The sequence below is a fragment of the Pandoraea fibrosis genome, from assembly GCF_000807775.2.
Classification (GTDB): Bacteria; Pseudomonadota; Gammaproteobacteria; order Burkholderiales; family Burkholderiaceae; genus Pandoraea; species Pandoraea fibrosis.
This window is the reverse complement of record NZ_CP047385.1, coordinates 2,193,383-2,211,710: the sequence shown is the minus strand read 5'-3', so window position 1 is coordinate 2,211,710 and position 18,328 is coordinate 2,193,383. Positions and strand designations below refer to the sequence as shown.

General features: G+C 62.7%; 15 protein-coding genes. 5 read left to right on the top strand and 10 right to left on the bottom strand.

What is annotated here, in order from left to right; genetic code table 11:
* Window positions 1-35 precede the first annotated feature (35 nt).
* From groL to PI93_RS25070, 3 genes are all read right to left on the bottom strand, one after another.
* Entirely contained in the window at window positions 36-1,682 is a 1,647-nt protein-coding gene (gene groL / locus PI93_RS09900; protein ID WP_039372735.1) for a chaperonin GroEL, read from the bottom strand.
* Between the two features lie 50 nt (window positions 1,683-1,732).
* Window positions 1,733-2,023, bottom strand: a complete 291-nt coding sequence (groES, locus tag PI93_RS09895) for a co-chaperone GroES (protein WP_010808449.1) — start codon at window positions 2,021-2,023, stop codon at window positions 1,733-1,735.
* Window positions 2,024-2,612: 589 nt separating this feature from the next.
* On the bottom strand, window positions 2,613-2,753 hold the full coding sequence (locus tag PI93_RS25070) for an integrase core domain-containing protein (RefSeq protein WP_407945362.1): 141 nt from the start codon (window positions 2,751-2,753) through the stop codon (window positions 2,613-2,615).
* Window positions 2,754-3,113: 360 nt separating this feature from the next.
* Between PI93_RS25070 and PI93_RS09885 the strand changes: the two genes are divergently transcribed.
* Both PI93_RS09885 and PI93_RS09880 read left to right on the top strand, forming a co-directional pair.
* The gene (locus PI93_RS09885) at window positions 3,114-3,809 is read left to right on the top strand and encodes a 2OG-Fe(II) oxygenase (RefSeq protein WP_080759302.1); all 696 of its coding nucleotides are present in this window, start codon (window positions 3,114-3,116) and stop codon (window positions 3,807-3,809) included.
* Window positions 3,810-4,550: 741 nt separating this feature from the next.
* Window positions 4,551-5,639, top strand: a complete 1,089-nt coding sequence (locus tag PI93_RS09880) for a hypothetical protein (RefSeq protein ID WP_039372738.1) — start codon at window positions 4,551-4,553, stop codon at window positions 5,637-5,639.
* On the opposite strand, the gene PI93_RS09875 is transcribed toward PI93_RS09880, so the two are convergent.
* Window positions 5,623-7,113 carry a sensor histidine kinase gene (locus PI93_RS09875; protein ID WP_039372740.1) on the bottom strand — a complete coding sequence of 497 codons (1,491 nt, stop codon included), beginning with the start codon at window positions 7,111-7,113 and terminating at the stop codon, window positions 5,623-5,625. The two genes, PI93_RS09880 and PI93_RS09875, sit on opposite strands and share 17 nt — an antisense overlap.
* A complete protein-coding gene (locus PI93_RS09870) occupies window positions 7,110-7,853 on the bottom strand; it encodes a response regulator transcription factor (protein ID WP_039372742.1) in 744 nt (247 codons plus the stop codon). Before PI93_RS09870 ends, PI93_RS09875 begins: the two co-directional genes overlap by 4 nt.
* A gap of 333 nt (window positions 7,854-8,186) precedes the next feature.
* On the opposite strand from PI93_RS09870, the gene msrB reads away from it, so the two are divergent.
* From msrB to msrA, 3 genes are all read left to right on the top strand, one after another.
* A complete protein-coding gene (gene msrB / locus PI93_RS09865; protein WP_039372743.1) occupies window positions 8,187-8,696 on the top strand; it encodes a peptide-methionine (R)-S-oxide reductase MsrB in 510 nt (169 codons plus the stop codon).
* A 103-nt stretch (window positions 8,697-8,799) separates the two neighbouring features.
* Window positions 8,800-10,650 (top strand): cytochrome c biogenesis protein DipZ, encoded by a 1,851-nt coding sequence (locus PI93_RS09860; protein WP_039372746.1) that lies wholly within the window; start codon window positions 8,800-8,802, stop codon window positions 10,648-10,650.
* Window positions 10,651-10,778: 128 nt separating this feature from the next.
* Window positions 10,779-11,576 carry a peptide-methionine (S)-S-oxide reductase MsrA gene (gene msrA / locus PI93_RS09855; RefSeq protein ID WP_080759308.1) on the top strand — a complete coding sequence of 266 codons (798 nt, stop codon included), beginning with the start codon at window positions 10,779-10,781 and terminating at the stop codon, window positions 11,574-11,576.
* A gap of 69 nt (window positions 11,577-11,645) precedes the next feature.
* On the opposite strand, the gene PI93_RS09850 is transcribed toward msrA, so the two are convergent.
* The 5 genes from PI93_RS09850 to PI93_RS09830 all read right to left on the bottom strand — a co-directional run bounded on the left by PI93_RS09850 (window position 11,646) and on the right by PI93_RS09830 (window position 17,967).
* Window positions 11,646-12,020: a VOC family protein gene (locus PI93_RS09850; RefSeq protein ID WP_039372749.1), complete on the bottom strand. Its 375-nt coding sequence runs from the start codon at window positions 12,018-12,020 to the stop codon at window positions 11,646-11,648.
* A gap of 159 nt (window positions 12,021-12,179) precedes the next feature.
* On the bottom strand, window positions 12,180-12,863 hold the full coding sequence (locus tag PI93_RS09845; RefSeq protein ID WP_039372752.1) for a helix-turn-helix transcriptional regulator: 684 nt from the start codon (window positions 12,861-12,863) through the stop codon (window positions 12,180-12,182).
* Window positions 12,864-12,909: 46 nt separating this feature from the next.
* Entirely contained in the window at window positions 12,910-14,175 is a 1,266-nt protein-coding gene (locus PI93_RS09840) for a c-type cytochrome (protein WP_039372882.1), read from the bottom strand.
* A gap of 160 nt (window positions 14,176-14,335) precedes the next feature.
* Window positions 14,336-15,007 carry a (2Fe-2S)-binding protein gene (locus PI93_RS09835; RefSeq protein ID WP_039372755.1) on the bottom strand — a complete coding sequence of 224 codons (672 nt, stop codon included), beginning with the start codon at window positions 15,005-15,007 and terminating at the stop codon, window positions 14,336-14,338.
* Window positions 15,004-17,967, bottom strand: coding sequence for a xanthine dehydrogenase family protein molybdopterin-binding subunit (locus tag PI93_RS09830; RefSeq protein ID WP_039372757.1), 2,964 nt, complete (start codon window positions 17,965-17,967; stop codon window positions 15,004-15,006). Before PI93_RS09830 ends, PI93_RS09835 begins: the two co-directional genes overlap by 4 nt.
* Window positions 17,968-18,328 lie beyond the last annotated feature (361 nt).

Genomic DNA, 18,328 nt, shown 5'->3' with positions numbered 1-18,328 from the left:
CTTGCGACGCCCCGTCATGCAGTCTCTTGCGAGACTTACATGCCCATGCCCATGCCGCCCATACCGCCCATGTCGCCCATACCGCCAGCCATCGGAGCATCTTCCTTCGGCAGTTCGGCAACGGCGCAGTCGGTCGTCAGCAGCAGGCCCGACACCGAAGCGGCGTTTTGCAGTGCGGTGCGGGTGACCTTCGTCGGGTCCACAACGCCCATTTCCACCAGGTCGCCGTACTCGCCGGTCGACGCGTTGTAGCCGTAGTTGCCCTTGCCGGCAATCACGTTGGCCACAACGACGCTGGCTTCTTCGCCACCGTTGGTGACGATCTGGCGCAGCGGCTCTTCCATGGCGCGCAGGACGATCTTGATACCGGCGTCCTGGTCAGCGTTGGCGCCCTTGATGTCGGCCACAGCCACGCGAGCGCGCAGCAGTGCAACACCACCGCCCGGGACGATGCCTTCTTCCACGGCAGCGCGCGTAGCGTGCAGTGCATCTTCCACGCGTGCCTTCTTTTCCTTCATTTCGACTTCGGTCGCAGCGCCGACCTTGATCACGGCAACACCGCCGGCCAGCTTGGCCACGCGCTCTTGCAGCTTTTCACGGTCGTAGTCGCTCGAAGCTTCTTCGATCTGGGCGCGGATCTGCTTGACACGCGCTTCGATGTTCGTGGCTTCGCCGGCACCGTCGATGATGATGGTGTTTTCCTTGCCGATTTCGATACGCTTGGCTTGACCCAGCTCGTTGAGCGTGGCCTTTTCCAGCGTCAGGCCGATTTCTTCGGCGATGACCTGGCCGCCCGTCAGGATGGCGATGTCTTCCAGCATGGCCTTGCGGCGGTCGCCGAAGCCCGGAGCCTTGACGGCGCAGGTCTTCAGGATGCCACGGATGTTGTTCACCACCAGCGTTGCCAGGGCTTCGCCCTCGACGTCTTCGGCGATGATCAGCAGCGGACGGCCAGCCTTTGCGACTTGCTCGAGCACCGGCAGCAGATCACGGATGTTCGAGACCTTCTTGTCGAATAGCAGGACAAACGGGTTCTCCAGGATCGCGACTTGCTTTTCCGGGGTGTTGATGAAGTACGGCGAGAGGTAGCCGCGGTCGAACTGCATACCTTCGACGACGTCCAGCTCGTCTTGCAGCGACTTGCCGTCTTCGACGGTGATCACGCCTTCCTTGCCGACCTTGTCCATCGCCTTGGCGATGTAGTCACCAATCGAGGTATCGCTGTTGGCCGAGATCGAGCCGACTTGTGCGATTTCCTTGTTGGTCGTGCAGGGCTTGCTGATCTTGCGCAGTTCTTCGATCGCGGCAGCAACGGCCTTGTCGATACCACGCTTCAGATCCATCGGGTTCATGCCCGAGGCCACGAACTTCATGCCTTCGCGCACGATCGACTGAGCCAGCACCGTAGCGGTGGTGGTGCCGTCACCGGCGTTGTCGCTGGTCTTGGAAGCCACTTCCTTGACCATTTGCGCGCCCATGTTCTGGAGCTTGTCCTTGAGTTCGATTTCCTTGGCGACCGACACACCGTCCTTGGTCACGGTCGGGCCGCCGAAGCTGCGCTCGAGCACGACGTTACGGCCCTTCGGGCCCAGGGTCACCTTGACGGCATTGGCGAGGATGTTGACACCCTCGACCATCTTGGCACGAGCGGCATCGCCGAAAACGACTTCTTTAGCTGCCATTGCAATAACTCCTTGAATACTTTACGTAGGATGTCTGGGGGGAGACAGACTTAGGCGGCCACGACGGCCATGATGTCTTCTTCGCGCATGACCAGCAGTTCCTGGCCATCGACCTTGACGGCCTGGCCGGCGTACTTGCCGAACAGAACACGGTCGCCCACCTTCACGTCGAGTGCGATCAACTTGCCTTGATCATCGCGCTTGCCCGGGCCGACAGCCAGGATCTCGCCCTGGTCCGGCTTTTCAGCAGCGGCGTCAGGGATAACGATGCCCGATGCGGTCTTCGTTTCGTTGTCCAGGCGCTTGACAATAACGCGGTCATGCAAGGGACGAAGGTTCATTACAAGCTCCTCTTTCTCTCAGTGTGAGATCGTCAAAACTAAATATGCAACCAATTGCATATGGGGTGAATTCATGGCGTTAGCACTCTGCGCCAACGAGTGCTAATTATAGGGACGGGGTTTTACGATTTCAAGACGCGGGGTTTTCCCTTATACGCATCTCCCTCTGTCGAGACTCACTGAATTCAGAACTTTGTTCACCCAACTTTGCACCCGCCAGTTGAACGGCCGCAAAAACCCATATGAAATCAATAACATACAGGGAAAACGCGGCTCTAAACCCTGATGGGCATACCCACGTTGACTACGGTCGAAGCGACGAACATGCACGAAATTTGTGCAGTGAATCGCTGTGGGTATCTGGCCATACCCCATACAAAACCGTGTGCTAGGTGGGTTTTTGCTCGCTCTCGTGAACGATGGCAAGCAGTGCGGAAGCGGCGAAACGCACGTTCGTACGCATCGAGTTGAGCCGCCACGCGTGGCCTGCCCGCGATGCGGGTACGAGACGCGCCCAAGTGAAAATTAATCGAGCACTTTGGGGGGAGATTTCAGGCGTCAAGGGGTGCGCATCGAAACTCGCACGGGGTCAGAGTGCCTGGCGAGCCATGCGGTCTGAAATCGCTGCAATCCTGTCGCCAGTACTCGATCTTGTCGCGCGCATCGTCAATGACAAGAACCGGTGCGCGTTCAGGCACTCATCCTGGAAATTGCCATTAGATGATTCGATAAACGGGCTGTTCTTGGGTTTGCCTGTTCGGGAGAAGTCCGGGGTTACGCCATTCGAGGGAATGTTATTGGCCTTTAAATATAAACGACCAACAGGCCCAATTATTTCGACTTTTTTGAAATGTATGTCGGAATATTCTTATTTTTCACTCGATAGATTTTCGTCATGGCGCGAGTCAATACCAACCTCCGGACTTTAGGGCCACAAACATTTCAAAATATCCAGGAAGCAGACGTCTAAACACACCCTTGACAATCTTAGTTCGCATCACTAACAATATAAAAAATCACAGATCAATTAACCGCAAGACGTCAGGGCAATTCAACGAATATCCATTGACGCCACATAAGTTATAAAGGAATGAAACTCAATCTACCGGGACCAAACTTAAGAGACTCGCCGTCGCATATTGAAGTTGATGATCTGAAAATAAAGATCGCTGCACGCTCAACCTATCCTGAAATAGTAGTTATGGAGAATATTCTGGATCAGGATGAGTGCTGTTCGTTGATTGATATGGCATCTCAACGCTTGGAAAGATCAAGAGTGGCTGATGGAAGCCCTCATGGATACGTCGACGAGAGGCGAACCAGTCATGGAGTCTTTCTGTCTGGAGACAGTTGCAAGCTAGTCAGCAAGCTCGACGAACGGATAGCGAAGCTGCTCAATTGGCCAATTGAGCAGATGGAGGATCTGCAAATTCTTCGTTACAAAGCTGGCGAGCAGTACATGCCTCACTATGATTTTTTTGACACCGCCTCTCGCAAGGCGCCCGCTAATCGTGCCCAACGCATAGCGACTCTCGTTATATACCTCAAGGAAGCAGATTGCGGTGGGGGCACCATATTTCCGATGATGCCTCTGGAGATTTTTCCTCGACGGGGAAGTGGCATTTTTTTTGTTTACCCTAACCCTGACACACATCAATCGAAGCGAACGCTCCATGGCGGATCCCCGGTAATCACGGGATCCAAATGGGTGGCGACAAAATGGTTAACTGTTGGAAAATCTGAGGAAAGCGAAGCTAATGTCTCTAATTCCCCCTATTGGCAATAGGTTTGTAACCTACGAAACAACCGTCGTGAAAAAGGAGAATGTACCCAAAGATTACGATTCTCTTCTTTGCGAAATGCTCAACAACGCCTCTGTGCGTGAAGCACTTGATGTGATGGCGTGTACTAACAGCACCACGTCTCTTAAGAATACAGCCGCACAGAATCTATTGGACAAAGCGAGCGAGGCGGTAGCGGATTCGGAGGAGTCAGCACATTTTTATGCGAAATTGATATACGACCTCCAAAACGCCCATTACAGCGCTATCGGTGCGTCCGCGGACGGCTACCGCTACAGTGAAGCCTCATCCCCTCGCCCGCCTCCACCTCCCTACCCCCCTCCGCCTCCCTACCCTCCGGGTGCCCCAGGGGCCTAGGGAGACGTATCAGAAAGGCATTCTTTGAACTGCCCCCAATAACTGGACATAGCGCCAACCCTTGGGGGCGTCTGACTGAGTACTGTTTGCGCTTCATCGCCAACCCTCGAAAAGAGATTTCCGCGCTGAAACACTAACCTTCATTTCCGTCCAGGTTTTTCAAACCAGATCCCCCTTCGAATCGTGCGGCAAGCCTCCCAGCGGCGCCTTTGCCCGCGGCCCACCGGGGCCCGCAGGCTTGCCCACCTGATCGGTGATTCCATGCCCGGAGATGGGAACGTCACATGGAGCCGGTACAATCGAGGGAAAAATACCTCCGGCAATCACTTGCGATGACGTCCGTTTTACCTGTCCGATCTGTCCGATCCATGCTTTTGGTACGCCCTGTCCGTAGTGCATTCGCACTCGCCGCGCTGGCCACTGCGCTGGCCGGCTGCGCCGGTCCGCAGTCGGGCTCAGCGCCGGCAAGCGTCCCGGTGGCAAGCACGTCGCCCCCGCCAGCCCCGAACCTTGAACCGACAACCGACACACCGCAGGCGGCCGCCCCGCTGCCGTGGTGCGTGCAGACATCCCTGCGTGAAGAAGACGATCTGATGCGCAACTTCGGCGGCATTCCCGCCGGCGTTCGCCGTATCGACGAAACGCGCTTCATCGCCAGCTATGATCGCAGCACCGGTAAAGTCGGCCCGCTCGACAACGGTAACCGCTTCGTGATGGAGTTCGACGCACAAGGTCACCTGCTCTCGAGCACCGATCGCGGCCGCTATGCCTACGACGACGATGGCCGGTTGCGCAGTATCGACGGCGCCCCCGTCGAATGGCAGAGTGCCGACGCCTGGGTCGTGCGCGGCGCGACAAAGCGCGGAACGTGGAAGGAACAGGTGCGTCAGGAAACCGACGGCCAACTGGAGTGGACGCGACGCATCGTCGCCCCGGCGAACGGCGTGCATCACCGCCGCGCAGGTAGCCTGCAAGCCCGGCTGTTCGACGACGAATGCTTCGCGCTCTCGCGTCAATGGGAGGCACCGAACGAGGCCCGTCAGGTAATCACGGCAGACGGCAAGGTACGCCCCGCCCCGAAGCTCGTCTCCTACCGGACCTTCGCCAGCGTGGAGCGCAAGCCCGACGGCAGCCGCATCGTTCGCGACAACGGCGCTGCGGCCTTCATCGACGGACAATGGCTGCCGCTGGCATGGGACAACGAAGTATCGGAATACTCACCACGTCATGAGTTGACGCGGGTGACCCGCACCGACGCTGCCACCGGCGAGCGTCATGTGTCGGAGTATCACTACAAGTACGACAGCCACGGCAACATCGTGCGGGTGGTGATCACCTCCCCCGCCGTTCCCGGCGAAAAGATCGATCCGTTCGCCAATGTTTTCGTGCGCAAGCTGACGTATTTCGACACCGCGCCGAGCGTCTCGGCAGACAACCGGATCACGTCGGCAAAGTGAAGCGGAACGTGGCGCCCTGCCCGGCATGACCGGTCGGGGCCAGCGTGATGCGCCGGCCGTGCAGTTGCAGAATGCGGTGCACGATACGCAAGCCCAGCCCGCCCTCGCGGCGGGCGCCGCCCACCGTGAACGGCCGCTCGAAGAGCCCCTCGCGCGCGCTCTCCGGAATGCCCGGCCCCGTATCGCTCACCTGCACCTCGATTTCCGTGCCCAGCGGCGCCACCGCCACCGTAATCTCCCCTCCCGATGGCGTGTAACGCAACGCGTTATCGAGCAGGTTGGTAAACACCCGCTCGATCAGACCAAGATCCGCACGCGCAACAGGAATCTGCGGCGCGAGTTGCGCGCGCAACGTGACCCCGCGCGACTCGGCGCTCAGCTCGAATTTCTGGAAGACGTCCTGAATCAGATCCGTCACGGAAAACGGCTCGGCCTCGGGCTGCACGAATCCGTGCTCGAGACGCGCCAGTTCGAAAAGCGACTGTGCCAGCGCGCCGACCTTGCGGCTCTGATCGAGCGCAATGCCCAGATAGCGCCGCCGCTCGGCGGGAGTGAGCGTGGCGTCCTTGAGCGATAGCGTTTCGAGATAGCCGTGCAGCGACGACAGCGGGGTGCGCAAGTCGTGCGAAATATTGGCGATGAGCTCGCGCCGCTCCTGATCCTGACGCGTGAGCGTGCGCCATTGCGTACCGAGCCGCTCGACCATCTGCCGGAAGGCTCGCTCCAACACCGCGATTTCGTCGCTCGGACGCGCCTGTTGCGACGCCAACACATCCGCCGAGACGGCCGGCAACGGCGGCACCGGGGCGGCGTCGATATCGAACTCGCGCACGGCGTCCGTCAGGCGGCGCAATGGGCGGGTGATGAGCGCAAATGCCGCCAGACCGGCGATCAGGCACAGCGCGGCGACCAATCCGATGGACCACAGCGCGGTATTGAGGGCAACGCTCGTCGCCCCGCGCTCGGCAAATCGGTCATGGGCTTCGCCGAGCAACACGACGTAGATGTATCCGACCTCGCGGCCATCCACGCGCAGCGGCGCAGCACTGAATACCTTGCGAACGTCGGTGTTACGCGGATCGTCGCCATAGATCGGTAACGCCTCGCCGTCGAGCAGCCGGTGCACCGGCGCCAGATCGACCTGCATGCGCCGCAAATGGCCCTCGGGCGCTGCATGACCGGTGATGCGCCCCTGCTCATCGAGCAGATAGACTTCGACGCTGGGATTCACCACCATCAACTGGCCGAACAGACGCCGCACGGCGTCGGGCTTCATGCCGTTCGAATCCATCAACTGCGCATTGGCGGCGATGTGCTCCGCCAGCCCGCGCGAGAGCCCCTGAATCACTTCGGCTTCGTGCATGCGGTTGGCACGCACCTGCATCCATGCCGACGTGCCACAGCACACCAGCAGCAGAACCGCGAAAACCAGCGACAGGCGCTGTGTCAGTGTGAAATTCCAGCGGCGCATCATGCGGCTCCTACGTCGGCACTCTGGCCGTCCGGTGCGCCGTCGGCCGCGAACTTGTAACCCCGTCCCCAGACGGTGAGGATGCGCGTCGGCTGCGCCGGATCCGCCTCGATCTTGGCGCGCAGTCGATTGATGTGGGTGTTGACGGTATGTTCGTAGCCCTCATGCTGATAGCCCCAGACGGCATTGAGCAGGTCCATGCGCGAGAACACCTTGCCGGGCTGGCGCGCGAAGAAGTACAGCAGGTCGAACTCGCGCGGGGTGAGATCGAGCCGCTTGCCACTGAGCGACGCCTCGCGGGCGATCGGATCGATGAACAGTCCGGAAACCGCCAGACTGCCCGCCTCCATGCGCGCGTTGCGGGCCAGCGCATCGACGCGTCGCATGAGCGCCTTGACCCGTGCGACCAGCTCCAGCACCGAGAACGGCTTGGCGAGATAGTCGTCGGCCCCCAGTTCCAGCCCGAGAATCCGGTGGACTTCGCTGGAACGCGCGCTCGTGATGATGATGGGCGTGTAGCGGGTCATTTCCCGCGCCCGGCGGCAGATCTCCAGACCGTCGACGCCCGGCAGCATCAGATCGAGAATCAGGGCATCCCAGCCGCCCTCGGACAACCGGCGCAAGCCCTCGTCGCCGTCGGCGCAATGCACGACTTCGAACCGCTCGTCGCGCAGATGCAGCGTGAGCAAGTCGGCGATATGCACGTCGTCTTCGACGAGCAAGACACGGCGCGGTGATTCCATCGAAGGGACAACTCCCGGGAAAGTGGGTCTTGGAGCCCCCATTGTGCGCAGTTCACGCACCGCGAGGTATCACGAATTGTTTAATTTTACGTGAGGACTTTGCCATCGCTGGCGCACTACGCTTCAGGCATCGATCCGGTGCGGATCTCCACTGTGCCGCACCACTGCCGTGCCCGCCCCCCCCTAAACAGGTAACGGCGGGGCCAGCCCCGCCCCGGATCGGCCTACTGACCGGAGGATGTCATGCGTTTGTCCGAAAACGATCCGCGCCCCCTGCCTGAGCGTTCCGAGCCGTCCGGGCCGCATGGCGCAGGTGTAGCAAGTCCCCGCCCGATGCCCTCGCGCCGGGTGTTCCTGTTGAGCGCCACAGCCTCGGCGGCCGCCGTCGCTGCCGGGCTGGTGCCACGGCTCGTGCGTCCGGCGCTGGCCGACGACGCCCGCCCCGAGCGCTTCGAAGTGGCCTATAGCGACGCCGAGTGGCGCAAGCGCCTGACGCCCGCTCAGTACGAAATCCTGCGCAAAGCGGGGACCGAGCGTCCCTATTCGAGCCCGCTCAACGACGAACATCGTGCCGGCACCTTCGCATGCGCCGGTTGCGCGCTGCCGCTCTTCTCGTCGCGCACGAAGTTCGACAGCCACACCGGCTGGCCGAGCTTCTGGACGCCGCTCGAGCACGCCGTGGGCACGCACACCGACACGACTTTCGGCATGGTTCGCACCGAAGTGCATTGCCGGCGTTGCGGCGGCCATCTGGGCCATGTGTTCGACGATGGTCCGAAGCCGACCGGTTTGCGCTATTGCATGAACGGCCTTGCGATGACGTTCAGTCCGCAGGCCGCCTGACATCGGCACGCCGCTGGCCAACGCCACATGGCCGGTCCCAATTAACGCCAACCCATTCACATCCGCGCCGCCCGGTGATCGGGCGCTGCTTCAGGAGTGCTTCATGACCTTGCTCATCCTTGCCTATCTCGGCGGGATTCTGACAATCGTCAGTCCGTGCATTCTGCCGGTGCTGCCGTTCGTCTTCTCGCGCGCCGGCCAATCCTTCTCGCGCAGCGTGCTGCCCATGCTCGCCGGCATGGTGTTGATGTTCGCGCTGGTCGCGACGCTCGCAGCCGTGGGCGGTAGCTGGGTCGTGCAGGCCAATCAATACGGCCGTTGGCTCGCGCTCGCGCTGGTCGCCCTTTTCGGCGCCACACTGCTCTTCCCGAAACTCGCCGAACGACTCACGCATCCGCTCGTGTCGCTGGGCGACCGTCTGTCGCAGTCCGCGCAAAGTGACGGCACGATCGCCGGCGACACAGCGTCCGGCCCCCGCCCCGGTGCCTCATTCCTGCTGGGTATCGCCACCGGCCTGCTCTGGGCGCCATGCGCCGGCCCGATTCTCGGTCTGGTGCTCACGGGCGCTGCGCTGCAAGGCGCCAGTGTTGGCACGACGCTGCTGCTGGTCGCTTACGCCGCAGGCGCGGCCACGTCGCTCGCGCTGGCACTGCTCGTCGGCGGACGTGTGTTCGCCGCCATGAAGCGCTCGCTCGGCGCAGGCGAGTGGATTCGCCGCGTGCTTGGCGGATTGATGCTCGCAGGCGTTGCCGCGATCGCATTCGGCCTCGACACCGGCGTGCTCGCGCAGGTCTCGACGGCCTCGACGGGGGGCATCGAACAAAAGCTCGTGGAACAGCTCGGGGCTCGCCGTAACGATGCGGCCAATGTCAACGCGACGACGCCCGCACCACCTACCCCGGCAACCGATCAGGCCGGCGCAGGCGCGGCCATGACCGCCACCGGCAACGCAATGATGCTTGCGGCCGTCGATGCGCCAGCTCCGCTACCGGTCGAAGGACAATTGCCCTCGCTCGACGGCGCAGTGCAATGGCTGAACTCGCCGCCGCTCACCGCTCAAGCCCTGCGCGGCAAGGTCGTGCTCATCGACTTCTGGACGTACTCCTGCATCAACTGCCTGCGCACGCTGCCGTATGTGAAGGCATGGGCGGAGAAATATCGCGATCAGGGTCTCGTGGTCATCGGCGTGCATGCCCCCGAGTTTGCGTTCGAGCGCGATATCGGCAACGTAAAGAAGGCCGTACACGATCTCGGTGTCGACTACCCGGTCGCCATCGACAACAACTACGCCATCTGGCGCGGTTTCAACAACCAGTACTGGCCTGCGCACTACTTCATCGACGCACAGGGTCGCATGCGTTACCACCACTTTGGCGAAGGCAATTACGCCGAATCGGAGCGCGTGATCCAACAACTGTTGCGCGAAGCCGGTGCCAAGCAGGTCGCAGGAGGGATCGCCGACGTTCAGGCCAACGGCGTTCAGCAAGCCGCCGATATGCGCGACGTCGGTTCGCCGGAAACGTATGTCGGTTACGAGCGCGCCGATCACTTCGCCTCTCCGGGCGGTGCCGTGCGCGATCAGGCCACGGACTATCGCGCGCCATCGGCACCGTCGCTCAACCAATGGGGACTGGCCGGTGGCTGGCGCGTTGGAGCGGAACAAGCGACGGCCACTCAGGCGGGGGCACGCATCGTCTACCGCTTCCATGCCCGCGATCTGCATCTGGTGCTCGGCCCCGATGTCAGCGGAAAACCTGTGCGCTTTCGCGTGAGCGTCGACGGTCAGGCGCCCGGCGCCGCTCATGGCACCGACGTCGCTGCCGACGGCACCGGCACCGTGACCTCGCAACGCCTGTACCAGTTGGTGCGCCAGTCGGGCGATGTGAGCGACCGGACGTTCACCATCGAGTTTCTCGATTCGGGGGTGTCGGCTTATGCCTTTACGTTTGGTTGAGTCCGCGTGCGAGCCCGCCCGGTCGACCTCACGATCTGATGCCCGCCGCACAGAACCCGCGTCGAATCTCCATTGCCATTGATATTGATATTTCCACCGAGGCGTCGACAGACGCCGGGAGTTTTCAAATGCCTCAATTCGATCCGCATCACCCGTCGCAATCGCGCGGCGATACGCCGGGCCAGTCTTCGCGCCGCTTCCTATCTCCCCTCTCACGCATTCGCCGCGTGCTGCTCGGCGCCGCGGCGGCCATTGCGGGCGTGCTCGTCTGGCAAGTCGGCGCTTATGCGTTCGGCGGCGCCGAAGCGGCGGTCGTCATCGCCGCACCGAAACTCGACGAACCCGCCACGGGCGCCCGCACCGAAACGGCGGTGTTCGCGGGGGGCTGCTTTTGGGGCGTGCAGGGGGTGTTCCAGCATGTGAAGGGCGTGACGAAAGCCGTGTCGGGTTACGCCGGCGGCACGGCAAAAACCGCCGATTACGAAACGGTCAGCGGCGGGGCGACGGGCCACGCCGAATCGGTCGAAGTCACGTTCGATCCGCAGCAAGTCTCTTACGGGAAGCTGCTGCAGATCTACTTCTCCGTGGCGCACAACCCGACCGAGCTCAACCGTCAGGGGCCCGACAGCGGCACGCAATACCGCTCGGCCGTGTTCCCGATGACCGATGCACAGCGTAATGTCGCCAATGCCTACATCGCTCAGCTCGACGCCTCGCACGTCTACCGCAAACCTATCGCAACCAAGGTCGAGAAGTACACCGGCTTCTATGCAGCCGAGACCTATCATCAGGACTTTCTGACCGAGCACCCGACGTATCCGTACATCGTCATCAACGATTTGCCGAAGGTGAACGATCTCAAGCGTCTGTTCCCCTCGCTGTATCGCGACACCCCCGTGCTCGTGAAGACGGCGTCCACGAAGTAAGGCGTCACCGCAGCAAGCGCGGCGAGGGTGAACGCATGGACGCCCGCGGTTCACTCTCGCCCCAAGGCATCACCGACTCTCAGCGAGCTTGTACACGCGCAGACGATGACCGTCGGGATCGGACGCCACGAACGTGCGGCCGAAGTCCATCGTTGTCGGCGCCTGCACGATGGTGATGCCCCGGGCGCTCCAGTCTTCCCAGGTGGCATCCACATGGGCGTTGGACGCCACCGGCATCACGATTTCGCTGCCGCCCGGCGGCGCGATGGCCGTCGGCGCCACCGCAAAACGCGCCCACAAGCCCAGCTTCATCCCCGAGGGCAATACGAACAGCGCGAATCCGGGCGACGCTTCGACCGGTTCCAGGTCGAACAGATCGGCATAAAACGCCGCACTCTCGGGGGGACTCGCAACATACAGATTGACCATGTTCGGATGCAGCATGACTAGCTCCTGTCGATTGTTGTCAATGACACCCGCCACGCCGGCCCTGAATTTCGGGTGCCGGCTCGCGTTGTCATGGATGCCATCGTAAGGAGAGATGCTGTCAGTTTTTGTCAGTAGCCGAACGGCCATTCGAAACACCGCCCAGACCCGCGCACATCACTGTCTGCTGGTCGTTTCGCGCCATGCTTTGAGCAATGCTCGCCGCCCGCGCGGGTAGCGCGTTTCGGTCACGGTCATGGCTTCGATCCGATCCGCACGGAAGTGGCGAAAGCCGTCACGCAGTTCGCACCACGCAACGATCATGCGCACACGGTCGAAGAAACCCAGCGCGAACGGCCAGATGAGGCGCTCGGACACACGCCCCGCTTCATCACGATAGGACAACTGGAGTTTGCGCTCGGCACGAATGGCCTCGCGAATGACGGTCAGATCGACAATCATCGGCGGCAGCGGGTCGCCCGGGCCGATGAGCAATGTCGACGCCTCGAGCGACGTGCGCAGATCCGACGGGAGCACCGCCGCGATCTTGGCCAGCGCATTCGCCGCCGCTTCGGCCAGCGCGCCGTCGGTGCGCTTGGCCACCCAGCGCGACCCCAGCACGATGGCCTCGATCTCCTCCTCCGAGAACATCAGCGGTGGCAGGAGAAACCCCGGTTTGAGCACGTAGCCCAGTCCTGGCGCCCCCTCGATGTGCGCGCCCTGCGCCTGCAATACCGCGATGTCCCGGTAGAGCGTGCGCAGACTCACGCCAAGCGAGTCGGCCAGCGCCGCGCCCGCCACCGGGTAACGGTGGCGGCGCAGCAACTGCATCAGGGAGAAGAGACGTTGTGTGCGGGACATGGCGCGTCATTATGCGCCATGCCGATCCGCGAGGTGAGGCACCCGATTACTTCTGGCGCAGTTGCTTGACGATCTCGGAGTTCACGTCGCCCGCCTGCCCGCCGTAGGCCACGCGCAGGTAATTGCTCAACTCGGCAATCTGCGCGTCGGTGAGCCGCTTATCGAAGCCGGGCATATCCTGCATCGCCTCAAGCCTCGGGAATTTCTGCGGCTCGATGCCGTCGAGGATCGCGACGATCAGATTGCGCGGGTCCTTTTGACGCACCGTCGAATTCCCCAGCATCGACACCGCGACGTGCGGCTTGCCCGTGCCATCGGCAGCGTGACATCCCGCGCAAACGGCGAGATACAGATTGCGGCCCGCCGTCAGCTTGCTCGTGTCGGGATTGTCCGGCAACGGCTTCGGCGCCGGCGCAGCATCGCCCAGCAGATACGTCGACAACGAACGCAGATCGTCAGGCGTGAGGTATTGCGTACTCAGATGCACTACCGGATACATCTCGCCGAACGCCGAGCCTTGCGGCGCGATCCCCGTGCCGAAGAACGTTTGCAGATCCTTCACCGTCCAGCCGCGCGCGGCGAGCGCCTCGGGCGTCAGATCGGGCGCGGCAATACGCGCGAGCGCTGCACCGCCAAGCGGCTTTGCGTTGTCCAACTGACCGAACGTGCCGCGCGGCGTATGACATTCCGCGCAGTGACCCAGCGCGTTGGCGAGATAGCGTCCGCGCAGCCAGTCGGCCGATTGCCCCTTCGACGCGTCGGGCAACGTGTCCTTCAGGAACATCCAGTCCCACACCCGCATGCCAAAACGCATGTTGTACGGGAACGAAAGCTCGTGCTTGCGGTTGGGCACCGCCGCCGGCTTCACCGACATCAGATACGCATAGATCGCGTCGCTGTCCGCACGGGTCATCTGGCGATACGACGTGTACGGCATGGCCGGATACAACGCCTTGTCCGGCGCCACACCGTCGTGCAACGCGCGGTAGAAATCGTCCGATGTCCAGCCGCCAATGCCGTTCGTCTTGTCCGGTGTGATGTTCGTGCCGTAGAACGTGCCGAACGGCGACTTGAGCGGCACACCGCCCGCGAACGGCGCGCCCTGCGCACTCGTATGGCACGCCGCACAGTCAGCCGCACGCGCCAGATACTTGCCGCGAGCGATCAGTTCGGAAGACGCGTTGGCCGACGGCGCAGATGTCGGTGCTGCCGGAGCTGCCGGTGCGGCAGACGCCGCTGCACCGCTGGCCGCCGACGCGGTAGCGTTAGGTCCGTCTGCCGCCATCGCGCTCGTGACGAGAGACGGCATCATCGACGTCTTCGGCGTCGGCGGCTGCGCAGGCGCCGGAGGCTTGGGCGTGCTCGAATCGTTGCACGCGGCAACGAGCAGCACTGCGGCAACCCATGCCGCACGCGCACTCCATCGGGTGACGCGATTCAGGCTCATGGCATATCCCCTCATTTCGCGTCCTTCATTTCGCATCCTTGAGACAACCGGGCGTCTTCAAGATGACGTCACGCACGGCCTCGTAGTAGCGCACATAACCCGTACACCGGCAAATCTGATCGTTCAGCCCCGCCGTGATCGCGGCCTCGAGATCGGCGCGCGCGACCGGATTGCGCTTGAGCCCCTCGATCAACACCGTCGCCGCATTCACGAAGCCCGGCGTGCAGTAGCCGCACTGGAAGCTGAAGTGATCGAGAAACGCCTGCTGGATCGGCGCGAGCGTGAGCTTGCCGTCGGCATCGCGCACCGCATGCCCTTCCACCGTGCGAACGGTCTTGCCGTCGAAGTAATTCGCGCCGGTGATACAGGTACGCACGGTCTCGCTGCTGCCGTCTGCGTGATCGACGATCACCACGCACGCGTGGCAGATGCCCTGCCCGCAGCCCAGACGCGACCCCGTGAGTCCCAGCGTCTCGTGCAGGAAGTCGATCATCATCAGCCCCGCCGGCACGTCCACCGGCCCATGCGATTCGCCGTTGACCTTCACGGTCACCGGCAGCGTTTCCCACGGCTGCCTGCCGCTCGCCGACGCTGCCGGTGCTGCCGATGCAGCGCTCGCGCCGCTCATGTTCTGTCCCGCGCCCGTCGTCGCCGTGGCGTCCGACGCGGCTTGCGGTGCGCTCGAAACGTCCGTCATGCCAGTACCTCCTGGATCTTCTCCGGTGTCACCGGCAAATCCGTAAATCGATGGCCGATCGCATGCGCGAGGCCGTTCACAATCGCTCCCACCACGGGGATCATCACCACTTCTGCGATGCCCTTGGGCACATCCGTCTCGGAGATCGGCGGCAACACTTCGCCCGTTTGCGTCCACACCGCGACGTCGACCGCGCGCGGCAAGTGATAGCGATTGAAGTTCCACGTGCCATTGCCCGGACCGTCTTCATACAGCGGCAAGTACTCGTGCAATGCATGACCGATGCCCATCGCGAGTCCCCCCTGCAACTGGCCCGAAACGAGTTGCGGCGAAATCTGGTTGCCGCACTCCATGATGGAATGGTGCGTGAGCAGTTCGACCTTGCCCGTGGCCTCGTGCACCGACAACTCCACGAGCGTGCCTACCGCGCTGTAGTACGTCACCGCCGCGTTGTTACGCTGCACCGGCGGGTAATACACGCGCTTGCGATCGATCGTGCGGTAGCCGGTGCCCGGTGTGGGCGCTGCAACCTGTATGTCGGCCGCTCCCTTAGTTCCCGTTGTCCCCTTGCCCGCCGCGGCAGCCGCCGCAGACGCGGATTTCGCAGGAGCATTGCCACTACGATGAGCCGCTTTCGCCGTAGGCGTCTGCGTGGCAGGCGTTTGCCCGGCGGCCGACGCGCCATTCGCAACGCCCTTGCCGAAGCGCAGCGCAATGCCGTCGACCGGCAGCCGCTGCGTCACACCATCGCCCAGATCCCAATCGGCTTCCGCCCACTGCCAGCGATTGAAGACGTGCACCGTTGCGCCGGTCACCAGTCCCAACTCGTGTGCCGTCTTCGCGAGCATGGGCAATGGCAGCGCTTCGAGCCCGGCGGCCGAGAGCTTGCCCTCGACCCAGCGGGCGTCTTCCGCGCGTACCACGAGCGGGGCCGCCTGACCGCCGCCGAGTCCACGACGCCAGATCGACAGCGCCGCCGGCCACAAGCCCTGCAAGAACAACAATCGCGCCGCTTCGCGCGTGCTGTGCGTGAAATAGAACGCCGAATTCGTGGCGCTCGATGGCGATGCATACCCCGGCGACCAACGCGGGTTCGCCGCCAGCTTGTCCTGATCGGCCTGCGACATCAGATACGGATCGCCGCTCGTCACGACAGGCAGCTCCGGCCAGTCGGTGATCGCGATGTGCACGTCCGTAGCAGGCATGCCCAGCCATTTCGCCACAGCGACCGCCTGCGACGTCGATACCCCCGTGCCGATCTCGGCCGCCGTGTGATGCAGCGAAATCTTGCCGGTCTCATCGATTTCGACGCGTGCGAACGAGGTCTCGGCACCGGTGCCGAAGTCCTTTTGCACACAGGCAAAACCCACGCCGTAGCGATGTCCGGGATGCGCAGCCTCGTACTCCGCCTTCTTCTTGTCGCGCTGCGTCCACAACGGATGGGCCTTGGCACGCGCGAGCACTTCGTCTACGCGCACCGCCCCCGCCGGGATCGCCCCCTGCGTGTTCTTCATGCCCGAGCGCAGCGCGTTCTTGAGACGGAAATCGATGGCATCGACGCCCAGTTGCGCCGCCATCTCATCGATCATCATTTCGGTGGCGGCCATCGACTGCAACGTGCCGTAACCGCGCGCCGAACCGGCGTCGATCGCACGCGAGGCAATCGCCACGCTCGCCAGATCGCTCTGGGGGAAGTAATAGATCGACTGGGCGGCTGTCGCCCCCACCATCGCCACCGACGGCGAGAAGTTCATCCGTCCGCCGCCGTTGCACTCCATGTCGGCCGTAAACGCCTGAAGCAAGCCGCTTTCCTTGTCGACACCGATGCGATACCGCATGGTGAACGCGTGCCGCTTGAGCGATGTCTGGAACTGTTCGTAGCGGTCGTTGGCGAGGCGCACCGGCAAGCCATCGCCATACATCGCAGCGGCCAGCCCGTAGAACGGCATGTTGTAGTGGTCCTTCGAGCCATAGCCCACCGTGTAGCACGGGTAGACGATCAGGCGCTTGACCGGGAAGTGGCCCTTGGCCGCCATCGCCGCTGCGTTTTCGGCAACTTCGGAGGGCGATTGCGTGGGCACGACCATGTGCAGCGTTTGCGTGCCGGCGTCGTACCAGCAGTTGGCGTTATCCGGCTCGAGTGCCGCCGTATCGACCGACTGCGTGCGGTACTCGCGCGACATCACCAGCCAGTTCGCGGGCGGCTGCGCGAGCGACGCCCCGATCTTGCCGGCATACGCCATGCCTTGCTCGTCGAGCTTGCCGTGGTCGTTGCCATCGGGCCAGACAGGCAGGTGCTTGCGCATCATGCTCGGGAAGATCGGCGCGTCCTTCAGACTCGAATAGACGTCGTCGTCGTAGGCCGTTTTGCCCCCCACGCGCACATAACGGAAGCTACCCCACGGGTCACGCTCGAGCGGCCCCGTCACGTCGCCGTAGCGAATGATCTCGTCGTGGAACTTGAGCTTGTCCTTGGCGAAACGGAAGCGCGCGAAATCGCGATAGATCAGGATCGCCACCGCATGGCCGAGATACGCCGGCGTCTTGCCTGCGGGCAGCAACATGTCGTCGCCGTAGAACTCGGGGAATGCCACACCGTCGCGCGCGAGATCGTCGGCGGTCACCACGCGATCCGGTTGCAGATCGTCATCCAGACGCGAGAGATCGAAACCGAGGTATGGGCGATCCGCACGCGTCACACGCAACACAAACGCGTGGGCCTGCTGGGCGGGCCAGCCCGGCATGTCGCGCGAGCGCACGTCGCGCGCAAAGATCTTGGCGCCGGTCACCTTGGCGGTGCCGTCGATGCGGAATTTGGCTTGCCCCTTGGCGGCGTCCCACGCGACGGGCGTGAGGTTCTTGTCCTCGAACAGCGCGGCAAATGCACGGCTGCCCAACGGCGCGATGTACACGGAGATGCCCGCGATGACCGACGCCTTGAGGAACCCGCGACGCGACATCGCGAAGCCGGGCGCCGCATCGGGACTCTGCGTTCGGGAAGACTGGGAGGATTCGGGAAATTCGCAAGCGGCGTCAGGACGAGCGTCATCGCTCGACACAGCCGCAGGAGGACAGTGTTTTCTTGGCAGGCGCGGCATAAGCGTTCCGTCCGTCTTGTTTTGGGGGGACGTATCACGATCACAAAGCTCGCGAACTACAAGACGGCACTGCAACGCTCACGGGGCCGCAACGTCGGACTTCTCGTCATCGACCCACGATGCATGTTCACAATGCGTGACATTCACCTGCCGTGATGCGCTCGTGAAGTTCTATGCGAACACGCTTCATGAGTGACACCGGACGTGCCAAGGCTACACGGCC